Origin of the sequence: Enterobacter sp. RHBSTW-00318 (genome assembly GCF_014101375.1) — a bacterium.
Taxonomy (GTDB): Bacteria; Pseudomonadota; Gammaproteobacteria; order Enterobacterales; family Enterobacteriaceae; genus Enterobacter; species Enterobacter ludwigii.
In genome coordinates this window covers 379,975-400,258 of the sequence record NZ_JABXQH010000001.1, presented here as the reverse complement: position 1 = coordinate 400,258, position 20,284 = coordinate 379,975, and the positions used below count along the sequence as shown (strand labels likewise).

The following is a 20,284-nucleotide window of genomic DNA, read 5'->3' as shown; positions in this document are numbered from 1 at the left end:
TCATGCCGCCCGGCGTCGAGGACTTAAGCCACTTTCGGCATTTCGCACCACGCCTTCACGCTCATCCCGCGCAAAATCATCAGCCAGGCAATCACGATGGCAACCATCATGATCGCAAACAGTGACCAGTGTGGCAGGTTGGTAAGGATAATACCGGTGATCATCGGGTTTGCCGCCGCCCCAAGCCAGCCCAGCGCCTGGGCAGAGAAGTAACTCGCTTTCATACCCGGCGGGGCAATATTGTCGATCAGCATATATTCGCCCGGTGCATAGATAATCTCACCCAGCGTAAACACCGCTGCCGCAATGCCCCAGTAGACCAGGTTTTCCCCGGAGAGCATAAAACCGCCCAGACCCAGGACGAAGAAGAGTGTTCCCGCCGTCATCAGCGGACGTATATTGCTGGCGGAGATCTTGCGACCGATAACGTATTGCAGGGTGACGACCACCGCAGCATTCACCGGCAGCACCACAGCGACCACGTTTTGCGCAAAGTTGCTGTCGGCATTCGCAGCCAGCACGTACTGCGAAATACAGCTGGCGAATGACCCGCCCACATACGACGCCAGCAGGCCGGAAAGCGTGTACCAGAAGAGGGTGCGGTCTTTAAGCAGTACTGACGGTTGCCACGGCATTTTCTCTTCGGTGGCATCGAGCGCAACGCTTTTTTGCACAAAGAAATGGATAAAACCGAGCGGCAGTGCAGCACAAAAAGCGGCCAGCCAGAACGGCAGCTGCAGGCTGTACATCACCAGTAAGGTGCCCACCGGCGGCCCGATCGTCCAGCCAATGTTCAGGAAGCTATAGTTTAGCGAGAAAACGCGCGCTTTTTGACTCGAGGTCAGCACATCGGCAAACCAGGCCTTCAGCACCGTTGAAAATACCGAATAGGCGCAGTTAATCAGGGAAAAGAAGAGCACCACCAGCGTGACGTTATCCACCAGCGGGATAGCAACAAACCCGGCAATAAAGGCGACGATAGAAATCAGCATGTAGCGCTTTTTATCAAACTTATCGGCGAGGATGCCAAACCCCATACTGAATACCACACCGACGGTAAGCGCAATGGTCAGGGCATAACCAATATTCTCAACGCTCATATTAAATACGCGCGTGAGATAGATGGTCATAAACGGCAGCGTTGCCCCACGACCAATGGTTAATAATAACGACGACGCCAGCAGCGCTGCGGTTGAGCGCCTGAGTGATGGTTTCATATTCCTGCCTGACAATTGCGTTTGTTTTTTTTGAGCCGCAGAGATTCTGGCCGCGCTTGCTCGCCGCCATCCTGCAACGTGTATTATTTTAGGTATATATCAGGAGTATCACGACATAAGGGGCTTGTATAGCACCTAATTTATCCGTAAGTGCTTCAGTTGACTGCCAGAAATAATGATCTTCTCGTGGCATGTTTTTTTCGTTACCTTGAAGTGTTTACAAAAATTTAATCATTCAGGGGCAGAGTATGACGCGAAAAGACGGGCTGCTGGCGTTGCTGGTGGTCATCGTATGGGGTCTGAATTTTGTGGTCATCAAGCTTGGGTTGCATAACATGCCCCCACTCATGCTGGCCGGTTTGCGTTTTCTGCTGGTGGCCTTCCCGGCGCTCTTCTTTGTCGCTCGCCCGAAAATTCCGTTCAGACTCTTACTGGGATACGGGCTGACCATCAGCTTTGGCCAGTTCGCGTTTCTGTTCTGCGCCATTAAGTTCGGGATGCCCGCTGGTCTGGCTTCTCTGGTGTTACAGGCTCAGGCGTTCTTTACCATCATTCTCGGGGCGTTTGTCTTTGGCGAGCGTCTGCAGGGTAAACAGCTGGCGGGGATCACCCTTGCGGTGTTCGGCGTGCTGGTGCTGATAGAAGCCAGCCTGAACGGGCAGCACGTGGCGTTACTGGGCTTTATGTTAACGCTGGCGGCGGGGCTGAGCTGGGCCTGCGGGAATATCTTCAACAAGCTAATTATGCAGCATGAGGCGCGCCCGAAGGTGATGTCGCTGGTGGTTTGGAGCGCCTTGATCCCCATTGTTCCGTTTATGGTGGCGGCGCTCATTTTTGATGGGCCGGACGTGATGCTGAAAAGCCTGGTGGAAATCGATCTCACCACCATTTTATCGCTGATCTACCTTGCGTTTGTGGCCACCATTATTGGTTACGGGATCTGGGGATCGCTGCTGGGTCGCTACGAAACCTGGCGCGTGGCGCCGTTATCCCTGCTGGTTCCGGTGGTAGGGTTGGCCAGCGCCGCGCTGTTGCTCGATGAAAAGCTGAGTGCGCTGCAGCTGCTGGGGGCCGTGCTGATCATGGCCGGGCTGTACATCAACGTGTTTGGTTTGCGCGTGCGTCGGGTAACGCGGGCAAGAGGATAGGCATAAAAAAAGCCCCGCATCCGCGGGGCAAAAACGAATCAGAAGCTGTGCTGATTATAATAAGGCACGCCTAACTCGTCGGATTTGTCACTACCAGCACCCATGTGGTTGAAGTCATAAGGTGACTGGTCATGTGCTGACGGCAAAATCATCGTGTCACGATTATTTTGCTGCGTTGCACGAGGGGTTTGCTCCGCGAAGGTCTGGCTGGAAAACAGCACCAGCAAGGCGAGGGCGGCGGAGGCTGTAACTTTCATGATTTCCTCGGTTACGTCTTTACAGGCGATGATTAACTACAATGTTTTAGTGGATACAGGTATCGGGATTCACCCGGCACGCTGGTAATACGGTATTTGTGAGGCGGCACGTCGAAGTAGTTCTTAAACGTACGCGTCAGGGTTTGCTGTGATTCAAAACCGTAACGTTCCGCCAGATAAAGGATCGGCTCATTGCTTTCTTTCAGCTTCTGGGCAATTTCCGTCAGCTTGCGGCTGCGAATATATTGACCTAATGAATGGCCGGTCTCTTTTTTGAACATCCGTTGCAGGTGCCATTTGGAGTAACCTGAACGCTCTGACACTTTTTCAAGGGAGAGCGGCGATTCCAGGTTATCTTCGATCCAGTCCAAAATGCTATGAATAGTAATAGCGTCAGTATTGCGTCTGGACATCGTCATACCTCTTTTTCTGTTTACGGCAGTATTTTCTTAAGCAAAAGCTCAAGCGTTGCCACTTCATCTGCCGTTAAGTTTTTTGTTAGTTCCTGATGCAGTGTTTGTCCTACTAGTTGATGACATTGCTCGCACATAGCCGCGCCATCGCTGGTGAGTTTCACCAGGACGCCGCGTTTGTCATTCGGGTTAGGGCTTCGTTCTATCCATCCTTTGCAAACGAGACGATCGAGCATGCGGGTTAGCGCACCCAGATCGACAGAGAGCACCTTTTTCAGCTCAACCGGCGTGATACACACTTCGCAGCGAATGGAGCACAGCACTTTGAACTGCGTGGCGGTGATATCCAGCGGTGACAGATAGTCATTGAGCAGGCGATCTTTTTTCTGGTTAACCATATGAATAAGACGACCCAGCGGAATAATGTCGTTAAAGAGATCACTGGTGCTTTTCACAATGGTTGCCCTGGCAAGTAGTTTAGTCACGGCAGATATTATTGCTCAGGCAAGTATAAGTCAACTGAATGGATCAGCGGATGCCACGAATTGCTAAAACGTTTCATGAACTTTTTTTGCATGCTTTCAATTCAAATAGATAACGAAGGGTTATCGTTAATGACCGTAAATAATCGTTACGTTGAGCGAATGGCTGAACGTCACACTTTCACCCTATAATTGCGGTGATAAACATGGATAAGGACAACGACGCACTATGTTGGATTTGATTAAAGCAATTGGTCTGGGGCTGGTGGTACTGCTGCCGTTGGCTAACCCGCTAACGACGGTTGCGCTCTTCCTGGGGCTGGCAGGGAACATGAACAGCGCCGAGCGTAACCATCAGTCGATGATGGCCTCGGTCTATGTGTTTGCCATCATGATGGTGGCTTACTACGCCGGACAGCTGCTGATGAACACCTTCGGAATCTCTATCCCGGGTCTGCGTATTGCCGGCGGACTGATTGTCGCCTTCATCGGGTTCCGTATGCTGTTCCCTGCGCAGAAAGCGCATGAGTCACCTGAGGCCAAAAGCAAATCCGAAGAGCTGGAAACCGAGCCCAGCGCGAATATTGCTTTTGTCCCGCTGGCGATGCCAAGTACGGCGGGACCAGGAACAATTGCGATGATCATCAGCTCCGCGTCAACGGTGCGGGATGGCTCGACCTTTCCGGACTGGGTCATCACGGTTGCGCCCCCGCTGATTTTTGCACTGATTGGTATCATCGTATGGGCATCCTTGCGCAGTTCAGGCGCGATCATGCGCTGGGTCGGTAAGGGCGGTATTGAGGCGATTTCCCGCCTGATGGGCTTCTTACTGGTGTGTATGGGCGTGCAGTTTATTATCAACGGTGTGCTGGAGATTATTAAGACGTACCATTAATCACCCGCGCGGTAGTGCAAAACGGCAACCTCGGTTGCCGTTTTACGTTGACTGCGGTCTACCCGTGATGGGCCTGTTCTTCCAGTGCGACCGGCCATTTACGGAAGATGAGCAGGGACCAGATGAGCGCCACCAGTGCCGGAATGGCACCCAGATAGCCAATCGCCGACATCGACACGTGAAGGCTAATCTGATTTCCCAGAAGCGCGCCCGCGCCAATACCGAGATTGAAAATCCCCGAGAACAGTGACATCGCCACATCCGTTGCGTCCGGCGCGAGGGCCAGCACCTTCACCTGCATACCCAGACCGATAATCATGATCGCCACTCCCCAGAACAGGCTCAGGACGGCCAGATGACCCTCGCTGCCCGCTGCTGGCATGAGTAACACCAGGCACGCCAGCAGTAAACCAATGGCGCTGCTGACCAGCGCCGACGCGTGCTGATTGCCGAGCTTACCAAACAAAATACTGCCAATAATGCCCGCGCCTCCCAGGATCAACAGCAGAACGGTGGCAAAGTTGGCGCTAAAGCCGGCCACGACCTGAACGAACGGCTCAATATAGCTGTAGGCGGTGTAATGTGCCGTGACCACAATGACCGTAAGCAGATAGATACTCAGCAATGCCGGACGACGCATTAACAGCGGCAGGCTTTTCAGCGAGCCGGAGTGTTCGCTTGGCAGCTTCGGCAGCAGTTTAATCAGGCAGACCAGGGTGATCATTGCCCCCATGCCGATAGCGAAGAACGTGGTTCGCCAGCCAAAGTATTGCCCAACGATACGGCCAATCGGCAGGCCCAGGACCATAGCCAGTGCCGTGCCGGTGGCGATCAGGCTCAGCGCCTGCGCGCGTTTTCCCGCAGGTGCCAGGCGGATGGCCAGTGACGCGGTGATCGACCAGAACACGGCATGGGCAAAGGCGATACCGACGCGGCTGATGACCAGCACCGTAAAGTTCCACGCCAGAAACGACAGGACGTGGCTGACGATAAACAGAGCAAACAGCCCGATCAGCAGCTTTCGCCGTTCCATCTGGCTGGTCAGCAGCATAAACGGCAGTGACATCAGTGCCACCACCCAGGCATAGATGGTCAACATAATGCCCACCTGCGCGGTTTCCATCTGGAAACTTTCAGCGATGTCAGACAACAGCCCAACCGGAACAAATTCTGTGGTATTAAAAATAAACGCGGCAATTGCCAGCGTGACCACGCGTAGCCACGCGACTCTGCGGGTAACTGTGTTCGTTGTCATAGCGATGTCGGAGATTCGTTGCTGAAAAGAAGAGGAGACGATCTTAAAACGTCAACCAGCGAAAACTCAACCATTATGTGATGCAGATCTCAAAATTCACCTGGTAAAAGCGGTAGCCGGTGGCATGGTTTTCATTGAATATAAAAGAACAACACGACAAAAACAGGCGGTAAGACAATGCAGGAGATTGATTTTTATCTGGTAGATGCGTTCAGCAATGCCTCTTTTGGTGGAAACCCGGCGGCCGTGTGTCCGTTAGACGCATGGTTGCCTGATGAGACACTGCTCAGAATGGCACAGCAGCATAATCAGTCGGAAACCGCGTTTTTCGTCTGCAGTAAAGCGGGAATTGAGTTACGCTGGTTTACCACCCTTACCGAAGTCAACCTTTGCGGACATGCCACACTGGCAGCCGCGTACGTCCTGTTTAATGAACTCAACTATCCTGACCCGCGTATCCACTTTGATACCGCCTCTGGCCAGCTGACGGTTAGCCGGGAAGGGGACTGGATGACGCTGGACTTCCCGGCATGCCCGACGCAGGAAGAGACGCCCCCGCCGGCGATGCTTGCAGCGCTGGGGATCGGCCATTACGTAGAAGCACGTAAGGGGCGAGCCTGGGTGGTGGTTCTGGAAAACCGCCAGCAGGTTGAGGCGCTTGCGCCGAATATCTCGGCAATGACGCCTGGCGAACATAAGGTCAGCGTGACGGCGCGGGGAGAGGGGGATTATGATTTTGTGAGCCGCTTTTTCTCACCGGGAGTTGCCGTCTGGGAAGATCCGGTCACCGGATCCGCGCATACAATGCTTATTCCCTACTGGAGTGAAAAACTGGGTAAAACAGCGATGTTTGCCCGCCAGGTGTCGGCTCGTGGCGGTGATATGCGCTGCGAACTGAAAGGTTCACGCGTGCTGATGAGCGGGCAGGCCTCGCTTTATCTGAAAGGCACCGTCTTTCTGCGCTAAATAACCATAACAAAAGAGGAAGAGACAATGCAGGAAATTGATTTCTATCTGGTCGATGCCTTCAGCGACAGGGCGTTTGGCGGCAACGCAGCGGCGGTTTGCCCCCTGGAAGAGTGGCTGCCGGACGAGACGTTGCTCAACATGGCGCAACAGCACAATCAGTCTGAGACGGCCTTTTTCGTACGCACTGACGGCGGATTCGAGCTGCGCTGGTTCACTACCCTTGACGAAATTAACCTGTGTGGACATGCCACACTGGCGGCATCGCATGTCATTTTCGAATACCTTGATTATCCACACACGGAAATCACCTTCACCACCCGTTTCGTCGGCGAGCTGACGGTAAAACGCAGCGGTGACTGGTTGACGCTCAACTTCCCGGCCTGGCCGACGGCGGTCGTCGACAATCCGCCAGCGCTGCTGTTGAGCGCGCTGGGCATTGAGCGGGCAAAAGAGGTGCGTGTCGGGCGCGATTACATGGTGGTGCTGGAGAACCAGCAGCAGGTAGAGGCCCTTACGCCGGATATCTCAGCAATGATTCCGCTGGATAAGATGGTCTGCGTCACGGCACCGGGCGATGAATATGACTTCGTCAGCCGCTTCTTCTGTCCGGGAGAAGGGGTGCCGGAAGATCCGGTCACGGGGTCCACTCACAGCATGTTGATTCCCTACTGGAGCGATAAGCTGGGCAAAACCGTGCTGAACGCGCGCCAGGTCTCGCGACGGGGCGGGGATTTACGCTGTGAACTGGCGGGGGACCGGGTGTTAATCGGCGGTCAGGCCACCCTGTATCTGAAAGGGCATATCTATTTACGCCAGGCGATGTAAGCCAGGAATGGGCCACCGTCATTTCATCATCGGGAATGACGGTGGCTTGCGTTAATCAAACGTTCGTTTTTCCCCCTGCCAGCCAGACGCAATCAGAAATTCACGCCACGTTAAGGTGGCAGGGTTTATGGTTCTGCTCCAGTTAAGATCCCGGTCTTTTCCGTAATAGCCGTAGTTTACGGCATATTCCGTCATGCCGGTAATTTCACTGACCAGTGCCGCGTTGTCTGCGAAATCGGGGAAGTGGTGAAGGAGTGCTTCTCGCGTGTAGGCTGAGCGATACCGGGCTTTTATGCCGGTGACCTCCGTGAAGGTTTCCACCATCTCACGCGGCGAAAGACACTCACCGACAACGGGTAACGTCATGCCGTTGTAGTGTTCGGGGTTATCGAACATCTCAAGCACCGCAGGGCCGGTTGCCGTGAGCGGATCGACAAAGGGCGCCCGAACGTCTTCCGGGAGATAGAGGGGAAAGATCAGCTCGTCGCCTTCTTTACGCGGCGGATAATATTCGGCCAGATTGGTGTAAAAGAACGCCAGTTGAATAAACGACGCGCTGACGGGGAGTGTGCGGATGTACTCCTCAATTCGGCCCTTATCGCTGAAATGAGGAGCCCATAGAGTTCCGGCCGTTATTCTCTCGACGTTTTCCAGACTGCTGAAGACAAGGTGTTTTACGCCGGCATTGACGGCGGCATCTGCAAGCCTGTAGCCCAGCGCCGTTTCACCCGTTGGCATCTGTGTCGATACGGGGATGAAACCTGGTGTCATCAGGAACGCCCCGTCTGACTCGGCAAACGCCCCGATCAGATGCGCATCATTGCCCGTCTGAAGGGTGATTTGCCTCAGTTCAGCGCCCCGTTCCGCCAGCTGTTTCGCCGCAGGAGAGTCCGTGTTTTGCGTTAAGGCGCGCACCCGATAGCGCCCACTTTGCAGCAGGGTTCTGGTTACGCTACGTCCTTGTTTACTGGTGGCACCAAAAACTGTTATGAGTGGTTTTTTATCAGACGACATTTCATTCTCGCTCTGTGTTGTTGCGGTAGTGCATTATCGGAATGCGGGCGGCGAGCGTGAAATCGATTTATTTCTTACATGATATCCATCCTATGAATACCAAAAAGCCTGACGTAAACCTGCTGCTGACTCTGGAAGCGCTGGTCGCGGAGCAAAATGTCACCAGGGCCGCCAGCCGGCTTTGTCTTAGCCAGCCTGCCGTCAGCGCGCAGCTTAACCGGCTGAGGGGGATGTTTAACGATCCGTTATTGATCCCGGGGCGCAGGGGGATGACGCCAACCCCCAAAGCTCTAGAGCTGATGGCGACGCTTGGCGGGGCGCTGGCAAAAATACGGGATACGCTGCAATCACATGAGGACTTTGATCCGCTGCACGATTCGCTAACGGTCTCTCTGGCCTGTACTGATTACGTGCAGGCCGCGGTCATTATGCCGCTGATTGTGACCCTGCAAGAGATTGCCCCCGGCGTGCGTATTGCTGTCAGGAATTACGATCCACATCAGCTGGCCCATCAACTGAGCTCAGGCGATGTTGATGCTGCCATAGCCACGCCAGACCCTGCGCAGGCGCAGCTCAGAACGCAACATCTTTATGACGAATCGTACGTGCTTATCGGACGCCCTCAGCATCCCGAACTGAACGATCAACTGACAATGGAAGCGTTCGCAAAACTTGAGCATATTATCGTGTCCCCCTCGGGGGGCGGTTTTACCACGCCGATGGATGTCATGCTGGCGGAGTCAGGGTTGCAACGTAAGGTTGCGGTGTCTGCAGCATCATTTCTGTTTGTTCCCGGCATGGTGCAGATGAGTCATCTGGTAGCACTTGTGCCCCGACGATTAATTATGGGAACCATTAACCTGCTCACCGTGGTGGAACTGCCCTGGCTGAAAGAGACGTTTGACGTCAGTCTTATCTGGCATGAACGCAGCCATAACCACGCCGGACATCGCTGGTTAAGGGATACCCTCGTCAGCCTGAACGGCAATGCTGATATAAGTTAACGGTATGAAGCACGTGTGCAGGGCTGCGCTATGTTGAAATAAAAACAACAAGGAGCCCGCCATGTATTCCATTACCGCTGAATCTGCACATCACCCTGATATTTTGCATCTGATTGCCGCGCTTGACCGCTATCAGAGCGAACTCTATCCCGCTGAAAGTAACCACCTGCTCGATCTGACCGAACTGCCGACAGCCTCGCTGATCCTGATGATTATTCGGGACCGGCAGCTTCATGCCGTCGGGTGTGGTGCCGTGGTGCTCAACGGCGACGGGACCGGTGAAATGAAACGGGTGTATATCGATCCGGCTCATCGCGGGCAACATCTCGGCGAGATGCTGCTGGCGGCGCTGGAAGATGAAGCCCTGAGCCGTCACTGCCACACGCTTCGCCTGGAGACGGGCATCCGGCAACATGCCGCCGTCCGTCTGTATGAGCAGTGCGGCTATGAGCAACGTCCGGCGTTTCCGCCGTATGTTGATGACCCGCTGAGCCTGTTTATGGAGAAGGCACTGGTGGTTGACGTTCGTTTAGCAGCGCTATAAAAGCCTCCAGCGGGCGGGTCATAGCCCCGCGGCGCCAGACCAGCCAGGTGGTGAGCCAGCGCCAGTTTTCTTCCAGCGGCCAGGCTTCCACCTGATGGTGGCCTGGCATACTTTCCAGCATCGAACGAGGCATCAGCGCGATACCGGCGCCCGCGATGACGCAGGCGAGCATGCCGTGATAAGACTCCATCTCATGAATACGCCCGGGCGTGGCTCTGTCGGCGTGAAACCAGCTTTCCAGATGTCGGCGATACGAACAGTTTGCGCGAAAGGCGTAGACGTCACTGCCGCTTACCTGCGTGGCGCGTGCCACTTCTGCATGCCCGGCGGGCGTGACCAGCATCATCTCTTCCCGGTAAACCGGCATGCCTTCCAGTTCCGGATGCGAAAGGGGGCCGTCGACAAACGCGGCGCTTAAGGTTCCCTCCAGTACGCCGTCAATCATTGTGCCGGACGGCCCGGTAGAGAGGGCAAACTGGATACGTGGGTAGCGCTGGTTAAACTGCGCCAGGCTTTCCGGAATACGCACGGCGGCGGTACTCTCCAGCGCACCAAGCGCAAATAACCCCTGCGGTTCATCACCGGCGACGACCATACGTGCCTCATCGACCAGCGCCAGGATCTGCTTGCTGTAGCGCAGGAAGTTATGCCCGGCAGGGGATAAACGTAAACGCTGGTTCTCACGAATAAACAGCTCAACGCCAAGATCGGCCTCCAGCTGGCGGATGCGGGTGGTCAGGTTCGACGGAACGCGATGCACCTTTTGCGCCGCCTGGGTGATGCTGCCGGTGAGCGCCACGGCGTTAAACATTTCAAGCTGAGTTAAGTCCATACCATTCTCGATTCGTGAACAAGGTGGTTAGTATTATTCATTTTTAAGAAATAGCAGAGTGCGCCACAATGAATCAACCGTTATTACGTGGAGACCATCATGACTTATTCCTCTGCTACACATGCCCTCTCTGTTAACCCAGCCACCGGTGAGACGCTCGCGGCGTATCCGTGGGCGAGCACCGACGACGTTGAACGCGCAATTGCACAGGCTGATGCCGGTTTTTGTCAGTGGAGACGCGTAAGCGTTTCAGACCGGGCGCAGAAGCTGCGCGATCTCGCCAGCGCGCTGCGCAACCGTGCAGACGAGATGGCCCGAATGATCTCCCGTGAGATGGGCAAACCCATTTTGCAGGCGCGTGCTGAAGTGGCAAAATCCGCCAGCCTCTGTGACTGGTATGCGGAACACGGCCCGGCAATGCTGCAGCCTGAACCGACCCTGGTAGAAAACCAGAACGCGGTGATTGAATACCGGCCGCTGGGACCTGTTCTTGCCGTCATGCCGTGGAACTTCCCGCTCTGGCAGGTACTGCGTGGCGCGGTACCCATCCTGCTGGCCGGGAACAGCTATCTGCTCAAGCATGCGCCAAACGTACTCGGCTCGGCTGACCTTATTGCGCAGGTATTTGCTGACGCCGGTTTTTCGCAGGGTGTCTTTGGCTGGGTGAATGCCACGAATGAGGGCGTGAGCCAGGCGATCAACGACCGTCGTATTGCCGCCGTAACCGTAACCGGCAGCGTGCGCGCGGGGGCGGCGATTGGTGCGCAGGCAGGGGCAGCACTGAAGAAATGCGTTCTGGAGCTGGGCGGTTCAGATCCGTTTATTGTGCTCAATGATGCTGATTTGGATCTGGCGGTGAAAGCAGCCGTGGCCGGACGTTATCAGAATACCGGACAGGTTTGCGCCGCCGCTAAGCGCTTTATTGTGGAAGAGGGCATCGCTGATGCTTTCACCCAGCGTTTTGTCGAGGCGACGGCAGCCCTGAAGATGGGGACGCCGGATAGCGAAGAAAACTTTATTGGCCCGATGGCGCGATTTGACCTGCGTGATGAACTGCATCAGCAGGTGCAGGCCACGCTGGCCGAAGGCGCCACGCTGCTGCTTGGCGGGGAGAAAGTCGCCGGTGAAGGTAACTACTATGCACCGACCGTGCTGGGGAATGTCACTGCCAGCATGACGGCATTTCGTCAGGAGCTGTTTGGTCCGGTTGCGGCGGTTAGCGTTGCGAAAGACGCGGAGCACGCGCTGCAGCTGGCTAACGACAGCGACTTTGGTCTGTCCGCAACCGTCTTTACCGCGAACGATACGCTGGCGGAGAAATTCTCCCGTGAGCTGGAGTGCGGTGGGGTGTTCATCAATGGTTTCAGCGCCAGCGATGCGCGCGTGGCCTTTGGCGGCGTGAAGAAGAGCGGTTTTGGTCGTGAGCTTTCCCACTTCGGTCTGCACGAGTTCTGTAACGTGCAGACGGTATGGAAGAACAGAGTCTAGTTCGCTCTCCGATAACGGCCTTCAGCACGAAGGCCGTTGTCATTTTCCTGCAATGGTTCTGTCATTTTCGTTTCGTAGACTCGCACGCGTCTAACGTCTTGTTACTGAAGAAAATTATGAACCTAACGCAAATTTTTCGCCGTATTGCGCAGCGCCTCATCCCTCGTCAGTTTGGCCTGCTGACCGGTATTTTCTGTATTATTGGTCTTTTCTCCGCACTGCAACTCTCCTCTTCATTTTTGCTTAATGCTTCCCTGAAAGACGCTCAGCGCAACGAGCAGCAAAATCTGCTGGCGTACCAGCAACAGAGCAAACTGGATCTGGCCCGCGTGTCTCTGCTGGCAGCAAGCGATCTGCTTAACCGCTCCGGCGTCTGGTTTATGCAGGATAAAGAGACCGGCTCTGAAGGAAGCTGGCACAGCCTGATGGACGAAGCTCAGGCGTCGCTGACGGTTTCTCAGCAGGCCTGGAACGCCTGGCTGGCGCTCAATCCGCCAAAAGATGATGCCCTGATCACCAGCTACCAGCTTTTCTACGGTGCCATCAAGGAGCAGGCGGAAGGGCTCATCAAGACCAACACGATCGACGCCTTTTTTGCCGTACCTGCCCAGGCTTTCCAGACTGACTTCAACGAAAACTATGCCCGCTATCAGCAGGCCAGTGAGAAGCAGGCGATGCAGGGCCGCCAGAGCCTGATGGCGCAACTCTCTGGCCTGCAAACGCTTTTTCTGATAGCGCCGGTTCTGCTACTTGCCATCGCCATTCTGGTGTGGTTCGGCATGTCCCGCTGGGTCATTACGCCGCTGCGTCGGTTGATTGCTCACATTAACCAGCTGGCGGCAGGAGACCTGTCCGGTACACCGACGGGCGTACTGCGCTTTAACAAGGAGATCGGACAGTTGAGCGACAGTGTTTCCACCCTGCAGCACGGACTGCAGGAACTGGTGACCCAGGTCAGCAATGCCACCCACGCAATGGTCGAAAATATAGGCTCGCTGGCGCAGGGCAACCAGAAGCTGTATCTGCAGTCGGCTCGTCAGGCGAAAGAGCTTGAGGATGTGACGACACACATTGCCGCGCTGGAAAACCACGTGGAAGGGAATACAGGTTATGCAAAACTCGCCAGCTCACGGGCGGACGAGGCGCGCCAGGTAGCCGCGGGTGGCGATCGGATGATGACAACCGTCAATGCCTCCATGCAGGCGATCGTTGACCGATCGTCAGAGATGTGCGGGATCGTGGCGATGATCGACAGCGTGGCGTTTCAGACCAACATTCTGGCACTGAATGCGGCCATCGAGGCCGCCCATGCGGGGAACCACGGGCGCGGGTTCGCCGTTGTCGCCCGGGAAGTGGGGCTGCTGGCCAGAAAGAGCAGCCACTCGACGCAGACTATTCAGGCGCTGATCAATCACTCTTTGCAGGGCATCGAAGACGGTTCCCGGGCCGTTAACCTGCTGGAAGATAATCTGCAGCAGGTGATCGGGCTGGTGGCTAATTTAAGCAGTCTGCTGAATGAGATCTCGGTCGCGACCCTGAGCCAGGGGGAGAGCATTCATCAGATGACGCGGCAGCTTCAGGCGCTGAATCAGGTTTCCCGTCAGACCGACATGCTGGTGTCTGACGCGTCGGATGCCTCTGAACGGCTGCATAAGCAATCCGATCTTTTATTGCAGGCGGTTTCGCGTTTTCGTCTTAGCGCCTGACGCAACATATAAGCCTCTGTTATACTCGCAGCCCGTTTTAGCCTGAGGGCAAGGAGCAAAGTGTGGCTGCGGTCATCCATAATGAGATGTTGGACGAGATTTTGTCGCAGGTTCGTCCGTTAATTGGAAAAGGGAAGGTTGCCGACTATATTCCGGCCCTTGCCTCGGTCAGCGGGAACAAGCTGGGTATTGCCATTTGTACGGTAGACGGGCAGCGTTACCAGGCCGGTGACGCCACCGAGCGTTTTTCAATTCAGTCCATTTCAAAAGTACTCAGTCTGGTTGCGGCCATGCGCCAGTATGAGGAAGACGAAATCTGGCACCGCGTGGGGAAAGATCCGTCCGGGCAGCCTTTCAACTCACTGCTTCAGCTCGAAATTGAACAGGGTAAGCCGCGTAACCCGTTTATCAATGCCGGTGCGCTGGTGGTTTGCGATATGCTGCAAAGCCGTCTCAGCGCCCCTCGCCAGCGTATGCTTGAAATTGTCCGCCAGCTCTCGGGCGTCGCCGATATTGCTTACAATGCGGTGGTGGCGCGCTCGGAGTTTGAACACTCCGCCCGTAACGCGGCTATCGCCTGGCTCATGAAATCGTTTGGTAACTTCCATAACGATGTCGCCACCGTGCTGCAAAACTATTTCCATTACTGCGCGCTGGAAATGAGCTGTGTTGAACTGGCACAGACATTCTTGTTCCTCGCCCATCAGGGGCATGCGCCGCACCTCGCGCAAGATGTTGTCTCGCCCATGCAGGCGCGTCAGGTGAATGCCCTGATGGCGACCAGCGGGATGTATCAGAACGCCGGAGAGTTTGCCTGGCGCGTCGGTCTTCCGGCTAAATCGGGTGTCGGGGGCGGGGTGGTGGCAATCGTGCCTCACGAAATGGCGATTGCCGTCTGGAGCCCGGAGCTGGATGAAACGGGAAATTCACTTGCCGGTGTGGCAGTTCTGGAGAAACTGACCCAACGTCTGGGACGTTCCGTATACTGATGTCGACCCTGGATCCGCTTTTTGCCCGCCTGGCGCGATCGCCTTTTCGTTCGCGCTTTCGTCTGGGCACGAAGGAACGGCAGTACTGCTGGGACAAAGGTGCCGAAACCATTGACCAGCACGCCGCCGATTTTATTGCCCGGCGTCTTGCACCGGCCCATCCCACCAATGACGGGAAACAGACGCCCATGCGCGGTCATCCGGTGTTTATCGCTCAGCATGCCACCGCCACCTGTTGTCGTGGCTGTCTGGCAAAGTGGCATAACATTCCGCAGGGTGTTCAGCTCAGCGCGCAGCAACAGCATTATATCGTCAGCGTGATCCACCACTGGCTGGTGCTGCAGATGAACGCCTAAATTTGACGAGTTATGATCCTGTTGTATTTGTGTTATAGATGCAGGTTAAGTTAGTTCAGATCCTGCTGACGATCGACATAATCGCCATAAGTTATTATACGGAATGATATTTAATGCGTTCTGCTCTCTCTGCCTTCAGGTTTTTTCAACCCGATACTCCGCTGCGTAATGCGTCGTGGATCTTTATTCTCACCACCTTATTCTATTTTCTGGGTGCTGAATTGCGTCTGGTTGAAGCGTTGTCGCTGTTCTGGCCACTGAATGGCGTTATGGCGGGAGTATTCGCCCGTTATGCTTATCTGAATCGTCTGCATAACTACGCGGTCGCGTATGTTGCCATGCTGATGTACGACGCGGTCACCACCAGCTGGGGAATGGCCTCGCTGGTGATTAACCTGTCGAATATGATTTTTATCGTCGTGGTCGCCATACTGGTTCTGCGTGATAAACGGCTGATGAAAACCCCCGATCCGCTTAATGCGCTGCGTCTGTTTAACTACTGCCTGATTGCCGCGCTGCTGTGTGCCTTGCTTGGCGCGGTGGGATCGGTCGGTATCGACAGTCATACCTTCTGGCCTCTGTTTGCCGACTGGTTTAGCGAGCAGTTTTCAACGGGGGTGCTGATTGTGCCGTGTATGCTGACGATTAGCCTGCCCGTGCGTGATATTCAGCTACGCCTGGAGCAGCTGTTCCCGGTTATGGCGTTGATAGTCTCGGTGGTCGCGTCGGTGGTGATTGGCGGCGCGGGGAGCCTCTGTTTCCCGCTGCCGGCGCTTATCTGGTGTGCGGTACGCTACCCGCTGCCCGTCACCTGTTTACTGACGTTTCTCACGGGCGCCGTTGAGATCATTCTGGTTGCCAACTCCATTATCAATATTGCCGTCGCGACACCGCTTTCGACCCCGATGATGTTCTCAGCCCGGCTGGGCATTGCCACCATGGCTATTTGTCCGGTGATGGTCTCCGTCAGCGTGGCGGCCATTAATTCACTGATTCGTCAGGTGTCACTGCGGGCAGATTATGATTTTCTGACGCATGTCTATTCCCGCTCCGGGCTTTATGAAGCGTTAAAGCAAGAAGAGGCGCACCGGCATTCGCGTTTTTTAACCGTCATGCTGCTGGATATCGATTATTTCAAAAGCATCAATGATAACTACGGTCACGAGTGCGGTGACCGCATACTGGCGGCCTTTGCCCGGCAGGTTCAGCAGGTTGTCGGTGAGGACGGTATGGTGGCGCGAATGGGCGGAGAAGAGTTCGCGGTGGTCGTGAACTCCGGGGATGCGCAGCACGGTTTTGAACTGGCTGAACGCATCCGAACCACCGTCGCACATCATCCGTTTACCTGGCGCCAGCAGACGCTGTATCTGACCGTCAGCATTGGCCTGGGCAGCGGTAAATCTGAGTCATGGCAGTTGACGGAGGTCTTTAATAAGCTGATGGCTGAAGCGGACGATCATCTCTATCGTTCAAAGAAAGCGGGGCGAAATCGGACCAGCGCCCGGCTGTCGGATGAGCAGGTTACTGCAACGTCCGGCAGCGAAACATCACTGCATTAGTCGTCATGAGCCAGTGACGTTAACAAATAGCGTCTGAACAGGATATTCGTACACTGACAATGTCTCTGTTTAAGCTACGCTTTTAGTAAAGCTTGCGTCAGGAGACGTTATGAAAACACCTGCAACCCCTGAAAACGAAACGGAACGTCTGAACTCGCTGCGCGAATCAGGCCTGCTTGAAATCGACAGTTCGCCGGCCTTTGACCGCCTGACGCGTCTGGCAAAACGCTTTTTCCAGGTGCCGCTGGCGATGGTCAATCTTATCGATGAGCATTCGCTGATCGTGAAGTCAGCGGATGGCCAGGCACCGGACTCTGTCCCGCGCAATATCTCATTTTGTGGCCATACGATCCTCAGCGAAGCGCCGCTGGTGGTGGGGGACATGCGTCAGGATGACCGCTTTGCCGATAATCCGCTGGTGGCCGGTGAGCCAGGCGTTCGTTTCTACGCTGGTTTCCCGCTGCGTCTGCGCGACGGCGCGAGCGTCGGATCGCTTTGCCTGATTGATTATTCTCCGCGCGAGTTTACGGCGGCCGATCTTGCCGTGCTGGGAGACCTGGGCGCGCTGGCAGAAGATGAATTTGCCGCCGTCAGTGCGGCGACTACCGATGAACTCACCGGCTTATTCAACCGTCGGGGCTTTAATCAGCTCGTCCGGTTTACCCTGTCCGTCGCCCGACGCCGTGCAGAGCCGTTAACCCTCGGCTGGCTGGATCTGGATCGTTTTAAGGAGATAAACGATCGCTACGGTCACGAGGAAGGGGATAAGGCGCTGAAGGTGATGGCGCAACTGATGCGTTCCTCCTTCCGTGAGGCGGATCTGCTGGTTCGCTTTGGTGGGGATGAGTTTGCCGTGCTGTTCGCCGATACGGATGAGCAGGGGGCCTGGATTGCGATGCAGTATCTGGCCGAGCAGGTCGAAAATTATAATGCCCGCAAACTGCATCCGTGGTCGCTTCTGTTCTCGTGGGGCCTCAGTGAATTTGACCACAATGGCCATGACCTGCAACAGTGGCTAAAAGAGGCCGATGAAAAGATGTATGCCATGAAGCAGCAACGCCACCGTGAAAGATGACATAACAAAAGCCTATGATCGATCCGTTTGCGTTAATAAGATGTTAATTGCACAGTGACGGTATTCAACGTAAGGAAAAACAATGAATACCTCACTGCACATCAAAAACCTCACCCGGGAAGAGATCCTCACCCACCTCGATGCGTTGTCCGCGATCCTCGAAAACTGCGTTAACGGCGGCGCATCCGTCAGTTTTATGTTGCCCTTTAGCCTGGAGAAAGCGCGTGCTTTCTGGCGCGGTATTGCTGAGAGCGTGGGACGCAATGAACGTCTTGTGCTGGCCAGTATCGATCCGCAGGACGGCGTTATCGGCACGGTACAGTTGATCACCGATCAGCCGGAGAATCAGCCGCATCGCGCGGATGTGGCAAAACTGCTGGTCCATGAAAAAGCGCGCCGTAAAGGGGCGGCAATGGCCCTGATGGAAGAACTTGAAGTTCAGGCCAGAGCCAGAGGCATTTCGGTCCTGGTACTGGATACGTCCACCGGCAGCGGTGCCGAGACGTTCTACCAGCGTGCTGGCTGGCAAAAAGTGGGGGAGATCCCGCGCTATGCATTGATGCCGGATGGCGCGATGACCGCCACCTCCGTGTTCTATAAGTTCTTATAATTATTTTTCACAACTCCATCATGAATTGATCAAAACAGGGTTCCCGGTCGTAAAGTTTTGATAAGTTATCGTACCAATCTTATCAGGCTGTATGACTAATTATAAAAGGAACCCATTGTGAACACACTTAACCGTCATGATTTTCCCGGTCCACACTATCCGGAACGTATCATTCAGTTTGGTGAAGGTAATTTCCTGCGGGCGTTTATCGACTGGCAAATCGACCTGTTAAACGAACATACCGATCTCAACGCCGGTGTGGTGGTCGTTCGTCCCATTCAAAGTGATTTTCCGCCGTCGCTGAATACGCAGGATGGTCTGTATACCACGATCATTCGCGGCCTGAACGAAAAGGGCGACGCGGTGAGCGATGCACGTCTTATCCGTTCCGTTAACCGCGAAATCAACGTTTATAACGAATACGATGCGTTCCTCAGGCTGGCTCATAACCCGGAGATGCGCTTTGTGTTCTCGAATACCACGGAAGCCGGGATCGGTTATCACGCGGGCGACACCTTTGAAGATGCGCCTGCCGTCAGCTACCCGGCGAAGCTGACGCGATTGCTCTTCGAGCGTTTCAGTCATTTTAACGGTGCGCCAGACAAAGGCTGGGTCATCATTCCGTGTGAACTGATTGACTACAACGGGGATGCGCTGCGGGAACTGGTGCTGCGCTACGCGCAGGAGTGGGCGCTGCCGACGGCCTTTACTGAATGGTTGAACGATGCCAACTGCTTCTGCTCGACCCTGGTTGACCGCATTGTAACGGGTTACCCGCGTGACGAAGTGGCCGCCCTGCAGGCTGAACTGGGTTATCAGGACGGGTTCCTGGATACCGCCGAACACTTCTATCTGTTTGTGATTCAGGGCCCTGACTCCCTTGCCAGCGAACTGCGTCTTGATAAGTTCCCGCTCAACGTATTGATCGTGGATGACATCCGGCCCTACAAAGAGCGTAAAGTCGCCATTCTGAACGGTGCGCACACGGCGCTGGTACCGGTAGCTTTCCAGGCCGGGCTGGACACGGTAGGCGAGGCGATGAACGATGCTGACGTGTGCGCTTTTGTCGAAAAAGCTATCTATGAGGAAATTATTCCGGTACTGGATTTGCCGCGTGATGAGCTGGAATCGTTCGCCAGTGCGGTAACGGGTCGTTTCCGTAACCCTTACATCCGGCATCAGCTGCTGTCGATTGCCCTCAACGGGATGACCAAGTTCCGCACCCGCATTCTGCCGCAGCTGCTGGCAGGGCAGAAAGCAACCGGGTCATTGCCTGCGCGACTGACGTTTGCTTTAGCGGCACTGATTGCGTTTTATCGCGGGGAGCGTAACGGGGAAAGTTACCCGGTTCAGGACGACGCGAACTGGCTGGCGCGTTTCCAGCAGCTGTGGACACAGCATCACGATCGCCAGATCACTACCCGCCAACTGGTAAAATCGGTACTGAGCGTGAGCGAACACTGGGAGCAAGATCTTACGCAGGTTAACGGCCTGGTCGAGCAGGTTACACGGGATCTGGATGCTATTCTGCTTCAAGGAATGCGTGCGGCCGTTAAACCGCTCTGTTAACACCGTTGCCCGGCTTCGGCCGGGTTTTAATGGGGATCTTATTAGTTACAACATACTATTTGCTCTGTTTTTAAAAA

General features: G+C 55.1%; 21 protein-coding genes. 14 read left to right on the top strand and 7 right to left on the bottom strand.

Annotated elements, in window-relative coordinates:
- Nucleotides 1-23: 23 nt before the first annotated feature.
- Nucleotides 24-1,301, bottom strand: coding sequence for an efflux MFS transporter YdeE (ydeE, locus tag HV157_RS02040; RefSeq protein ID WP_220471078.1), 1,278 nt, complete (start codon nt 1,299-1,301; stop codon nt 24-26).
- Nucleotides 1,302-1,465: 164 nt separating this feature from the next.
- On the opposite strand from ydeE, the gene eamA reads away from it, so the two are divergent.
- Entirely contained in the window at nt 1,466-2,365 is a 900-nt protein-coding gene (gene eamA / locus HV157_RS02035; protein ID WP_020884160.1) for an O-acetylserine/cysteine exporter, read from the top strand.
- A 38-nt stretch (nt 2,366-2,403) separates the two neighbouring features.
- Here the strand turns inward: eamA and marB are convergent, their stop codons facing one another.
- Genes marB through marR form a run of 3 tightly spaced genes read right to left on the bottom strand, consistent with a single transcriptional unit; the run spans nt 2,404 to nt 3,490 of the window.
- Complete coding sequence (marB, locus tag HV157_RS02030) at nt 2,404-2,622, bottom strand: multiple antibiotic resistance protein MarB (RefSeq protein WP_014170042.1); 219 nt, start codon at nt 2,620-2,622, stop codon at nt 2,404-2,406.
- A gap of 32 nt (nt 2,623-2,654) precedes the next feature.
- A complete protein-coding gene (marA, locus tag HV157_RS02025) occupies nt 2,655-3,035 on the bottom strand; it encodes an MDR efflux pump AcrAB transcriptional activator MarA (protein ID WP_008502237.1) in 381 nt (126 codons plus the stop codon).
- 20 nt (nt 3,036-3,055) lie between these two features.
- Entirely contained in the window at nt 3,056-3,490 is a 435-nt protein-coding gene (gene marR, locus HV157_RS02020; protein ID WP_020884159.1) for a multiple antibiotic resistance transcriptional regulator MarR, read from the bottom strand.
- 256 nt (nt 3,491-3,746) lie between these two features.
- Here marR and HV157_RS02015 point away from each other — a divergent pair, with 256 nt between their 5' ends.
- Nucleotides 3,747-4,412 (top strand): MarC family NAAT transporter, encoded by a 666-nt coding sequence (locus tag HV157_RS02015; RefSeq protein WP_182378385.1) that lies wholly within the window; start codon nt 3,747-3,749, stop codon nt 4,410-4,412.
- Between the two features lie 58 nt (nt 4,413-4,470).
- Here the strand turns inward: HV157_RS02015 and HV157_RS02010 are convergent, their stop codons facing one another.
- Complete coding sequence (locus HV157_RS02010; protein WP_020884157.1) at nt 4,471-5,667, bottom strand: sugar transporter; 1,197 nt, start codon at nt 5,665-5,667, stop codon at nt 4,471-4,473.
- A 177-nt stretch (nt 5,668-5,844) separates the two neighbouring features.
- Between HV157_RS02010 and HV157_RS02005 the strand changes: the two genes are divergently transcribed.
- Together HV157_RS02005 and HV157_RS02000 are read left to right on the top strand one after the other, a co-directional pair.
- Nucleotides 5,845-6,633, top strand: a complete 789-nt coding sequence (locus HV157_RS02005; protein WP_020884156.1) for a PhzF family phenazine biosynthesis protein — start codon at nt 5,845-5,847, stop codon at nt 6,631-6,633.
- Between the two features lie 27 nt (nt 6,634-6,660).
- Nucleotides 6,661-7,461, top strand: a complete 801-nt coding sequence (locus HV157_RS02000; protein ID WP_078774039.1) for a PhzF family phenazine biosynthesis protein — start codon at nt 6,661-6,663, stop codon at nt 7,459-7,461.
- A 51-nt stretch (nt 7,462-7,512) separates the two neighbouring features.
- On the opposite strand, the gene HV157_RS01995 is transcribed toward HV157_RS02000, so the two are convergent.
- Entirely contained in the window at nt 7,513-8,475 is a 963-nt protein-coding gene (locus HV157_RS01995; RefSeq protein WP_182268575.1) for an NmrA/HSCARG family protein, read from the bottom strand.
- A gap of 92 nt (nt 8,476-8,567) precedes the next feature.
- On the opposite strand from HV157_RS01995, the gene HV157_RS01990 reads away from it, so the two are divergent.
- Nucleotides 8,568-9,479 carry a LysR family transcriptional regulator gene (locus HV157_RS01990; RefSeq protein ID WP_232937356.1) on the top strand — a complete coding sequence of 304 codons (912 nt, stop codon included), beginning with the start codon at nt 8,568-8,570 and terminating at the stop codon, nt 9,477-9,479.
- Nucleotides 9,480-9,540: 61 nt separating this feature from the next.
- A complete protein-coding gene (locus HV157_RS01985; protein ID WP_014170050.1) occupies nt 9,541-10,023 on the top strand; it encodes a GNAT family N-acetyltransferase in 483 nt (160 codons plus the stop codon).
- On the opposite strand, the gene HV157_RS01980 is transcribed toward HV157_RS01985, so the two are convergent.
- A complete protein-coding gene (locus HV157_RS01980; protein WP_044868275.1) occupies nt 9,977-10,855 on the bottom strand; it encodes a LysR family transcriptional regulator in 879 nt (292 codons plus the stop codon). The genes HV157_RS01985 and HV157_RS01980 overlap by 47 nt on opposite strands.
- A gap of 99 nt (nt 10,856-10,954) precedes the next feature.
- On the opposite strand from HV157_RS01980, the gene sad reads away from it, so the two are divergent.
- From sad to HV157_RS01940, 8 genes are all read left to right on the top strand, one after another.
- Entirely contained in the window at nt 10,955-12,343 is a 1,389-nt protein-coding gene (sad, locus tag HV157_RS01975; protein ID WP_182268576.1) for a succinate-semialdehyde dehydrogenase, read from the top strand.
- Nucleotides 12,344-12,459: 116 nt separating this feature from the next.
- Nucleotides 12,460-14,049 carry a methyl-accepting chemotaxis protein gene (locus tag HV157_RS01970; protein WP_182268577.1) on the top strand — a complete coding sequence of 530 codons (1,590 nt, stop codon included), beginning with the start codon at nt 12,460-12,462 and terminating at the stop codon, nt 14,047-14,049.
- A 62-nt stretch (nt 14,050-14,111) separates the two neighbouring features.
- Nucleotides 14,112-15,038 (top strand): glutaminase B, encoded by a 927-nt coding sequence (gene glsB, locus HV157_RS01965; protein ID WP_025204200.1) that lies wholly within the window; start codon nt 14,112-14,114, stop codon nt 15,036-15,038.
- Nucleotides 15,038-15,394: a DUF4186 domain-containing protein gene (locus HV157_RS01960; protein WP_014170055.1), complete on the top strand. Its 357-nt coding sequence runs from the start codon at nt 15,038-15,040 to the stop codon at nt 15,392-15,394. The genes glsB and HV157_RS01960 overlap by 1 nt, the downstream gene beginning before the upstream one ends.
- A gap of 113 nt (nt 15,395-15,507) precedes the next feature.
- Nucleotides 15,508-16,953 carry a GGDEF domain-containing protein gene (locus HV157_RS01955; protein ID WP_182268578.1) on the top strand — a complete coding sequence of 482 codons (1,446 nt, stop codon included), beginning with the start codon at nt 15,508-15,510 and terminating at the stop codon, nt 16,951-16,953.
- Between the two features lie 109 nt (nt 16,954-17,062).
- A complete protein-coding gene (locus HV157_RS01950) occupies nt 17,063-18,028 on the top strand; it encodes a sensor domain-containing diguanylate cyclase (protein WP_063156410.1) in 966 nt (321 codons plus the stop codon).
- 82 nt (nt 18,029-18,110) lie between these two features.
- On the top strand, nt 18,111-18,638 hold the full coding sequence (locus HV157_RS01945) for a GNAT family N-acetyltransferase (RefSeq protein WP_047744651.1): 528 nt from the start codon (nt 18,111-18,113) through the stop codon (nt 18,636-18,638).
- Nucleotides 18,639-18,755: 117 nt separating this feature from the next.
- Nucleotides 18,756-20,207, top strand: a complete 1,452-nt coding sequence (locus HV157_RS01940) for a tagaturonate reductase (protein WP_160890618.1) — start codon at nt 18,756-18,758, stop codon at nt 20,205-20,207.
- Nucleotides 20,208-20,284 lie beyond the last annotated feature (77 nt).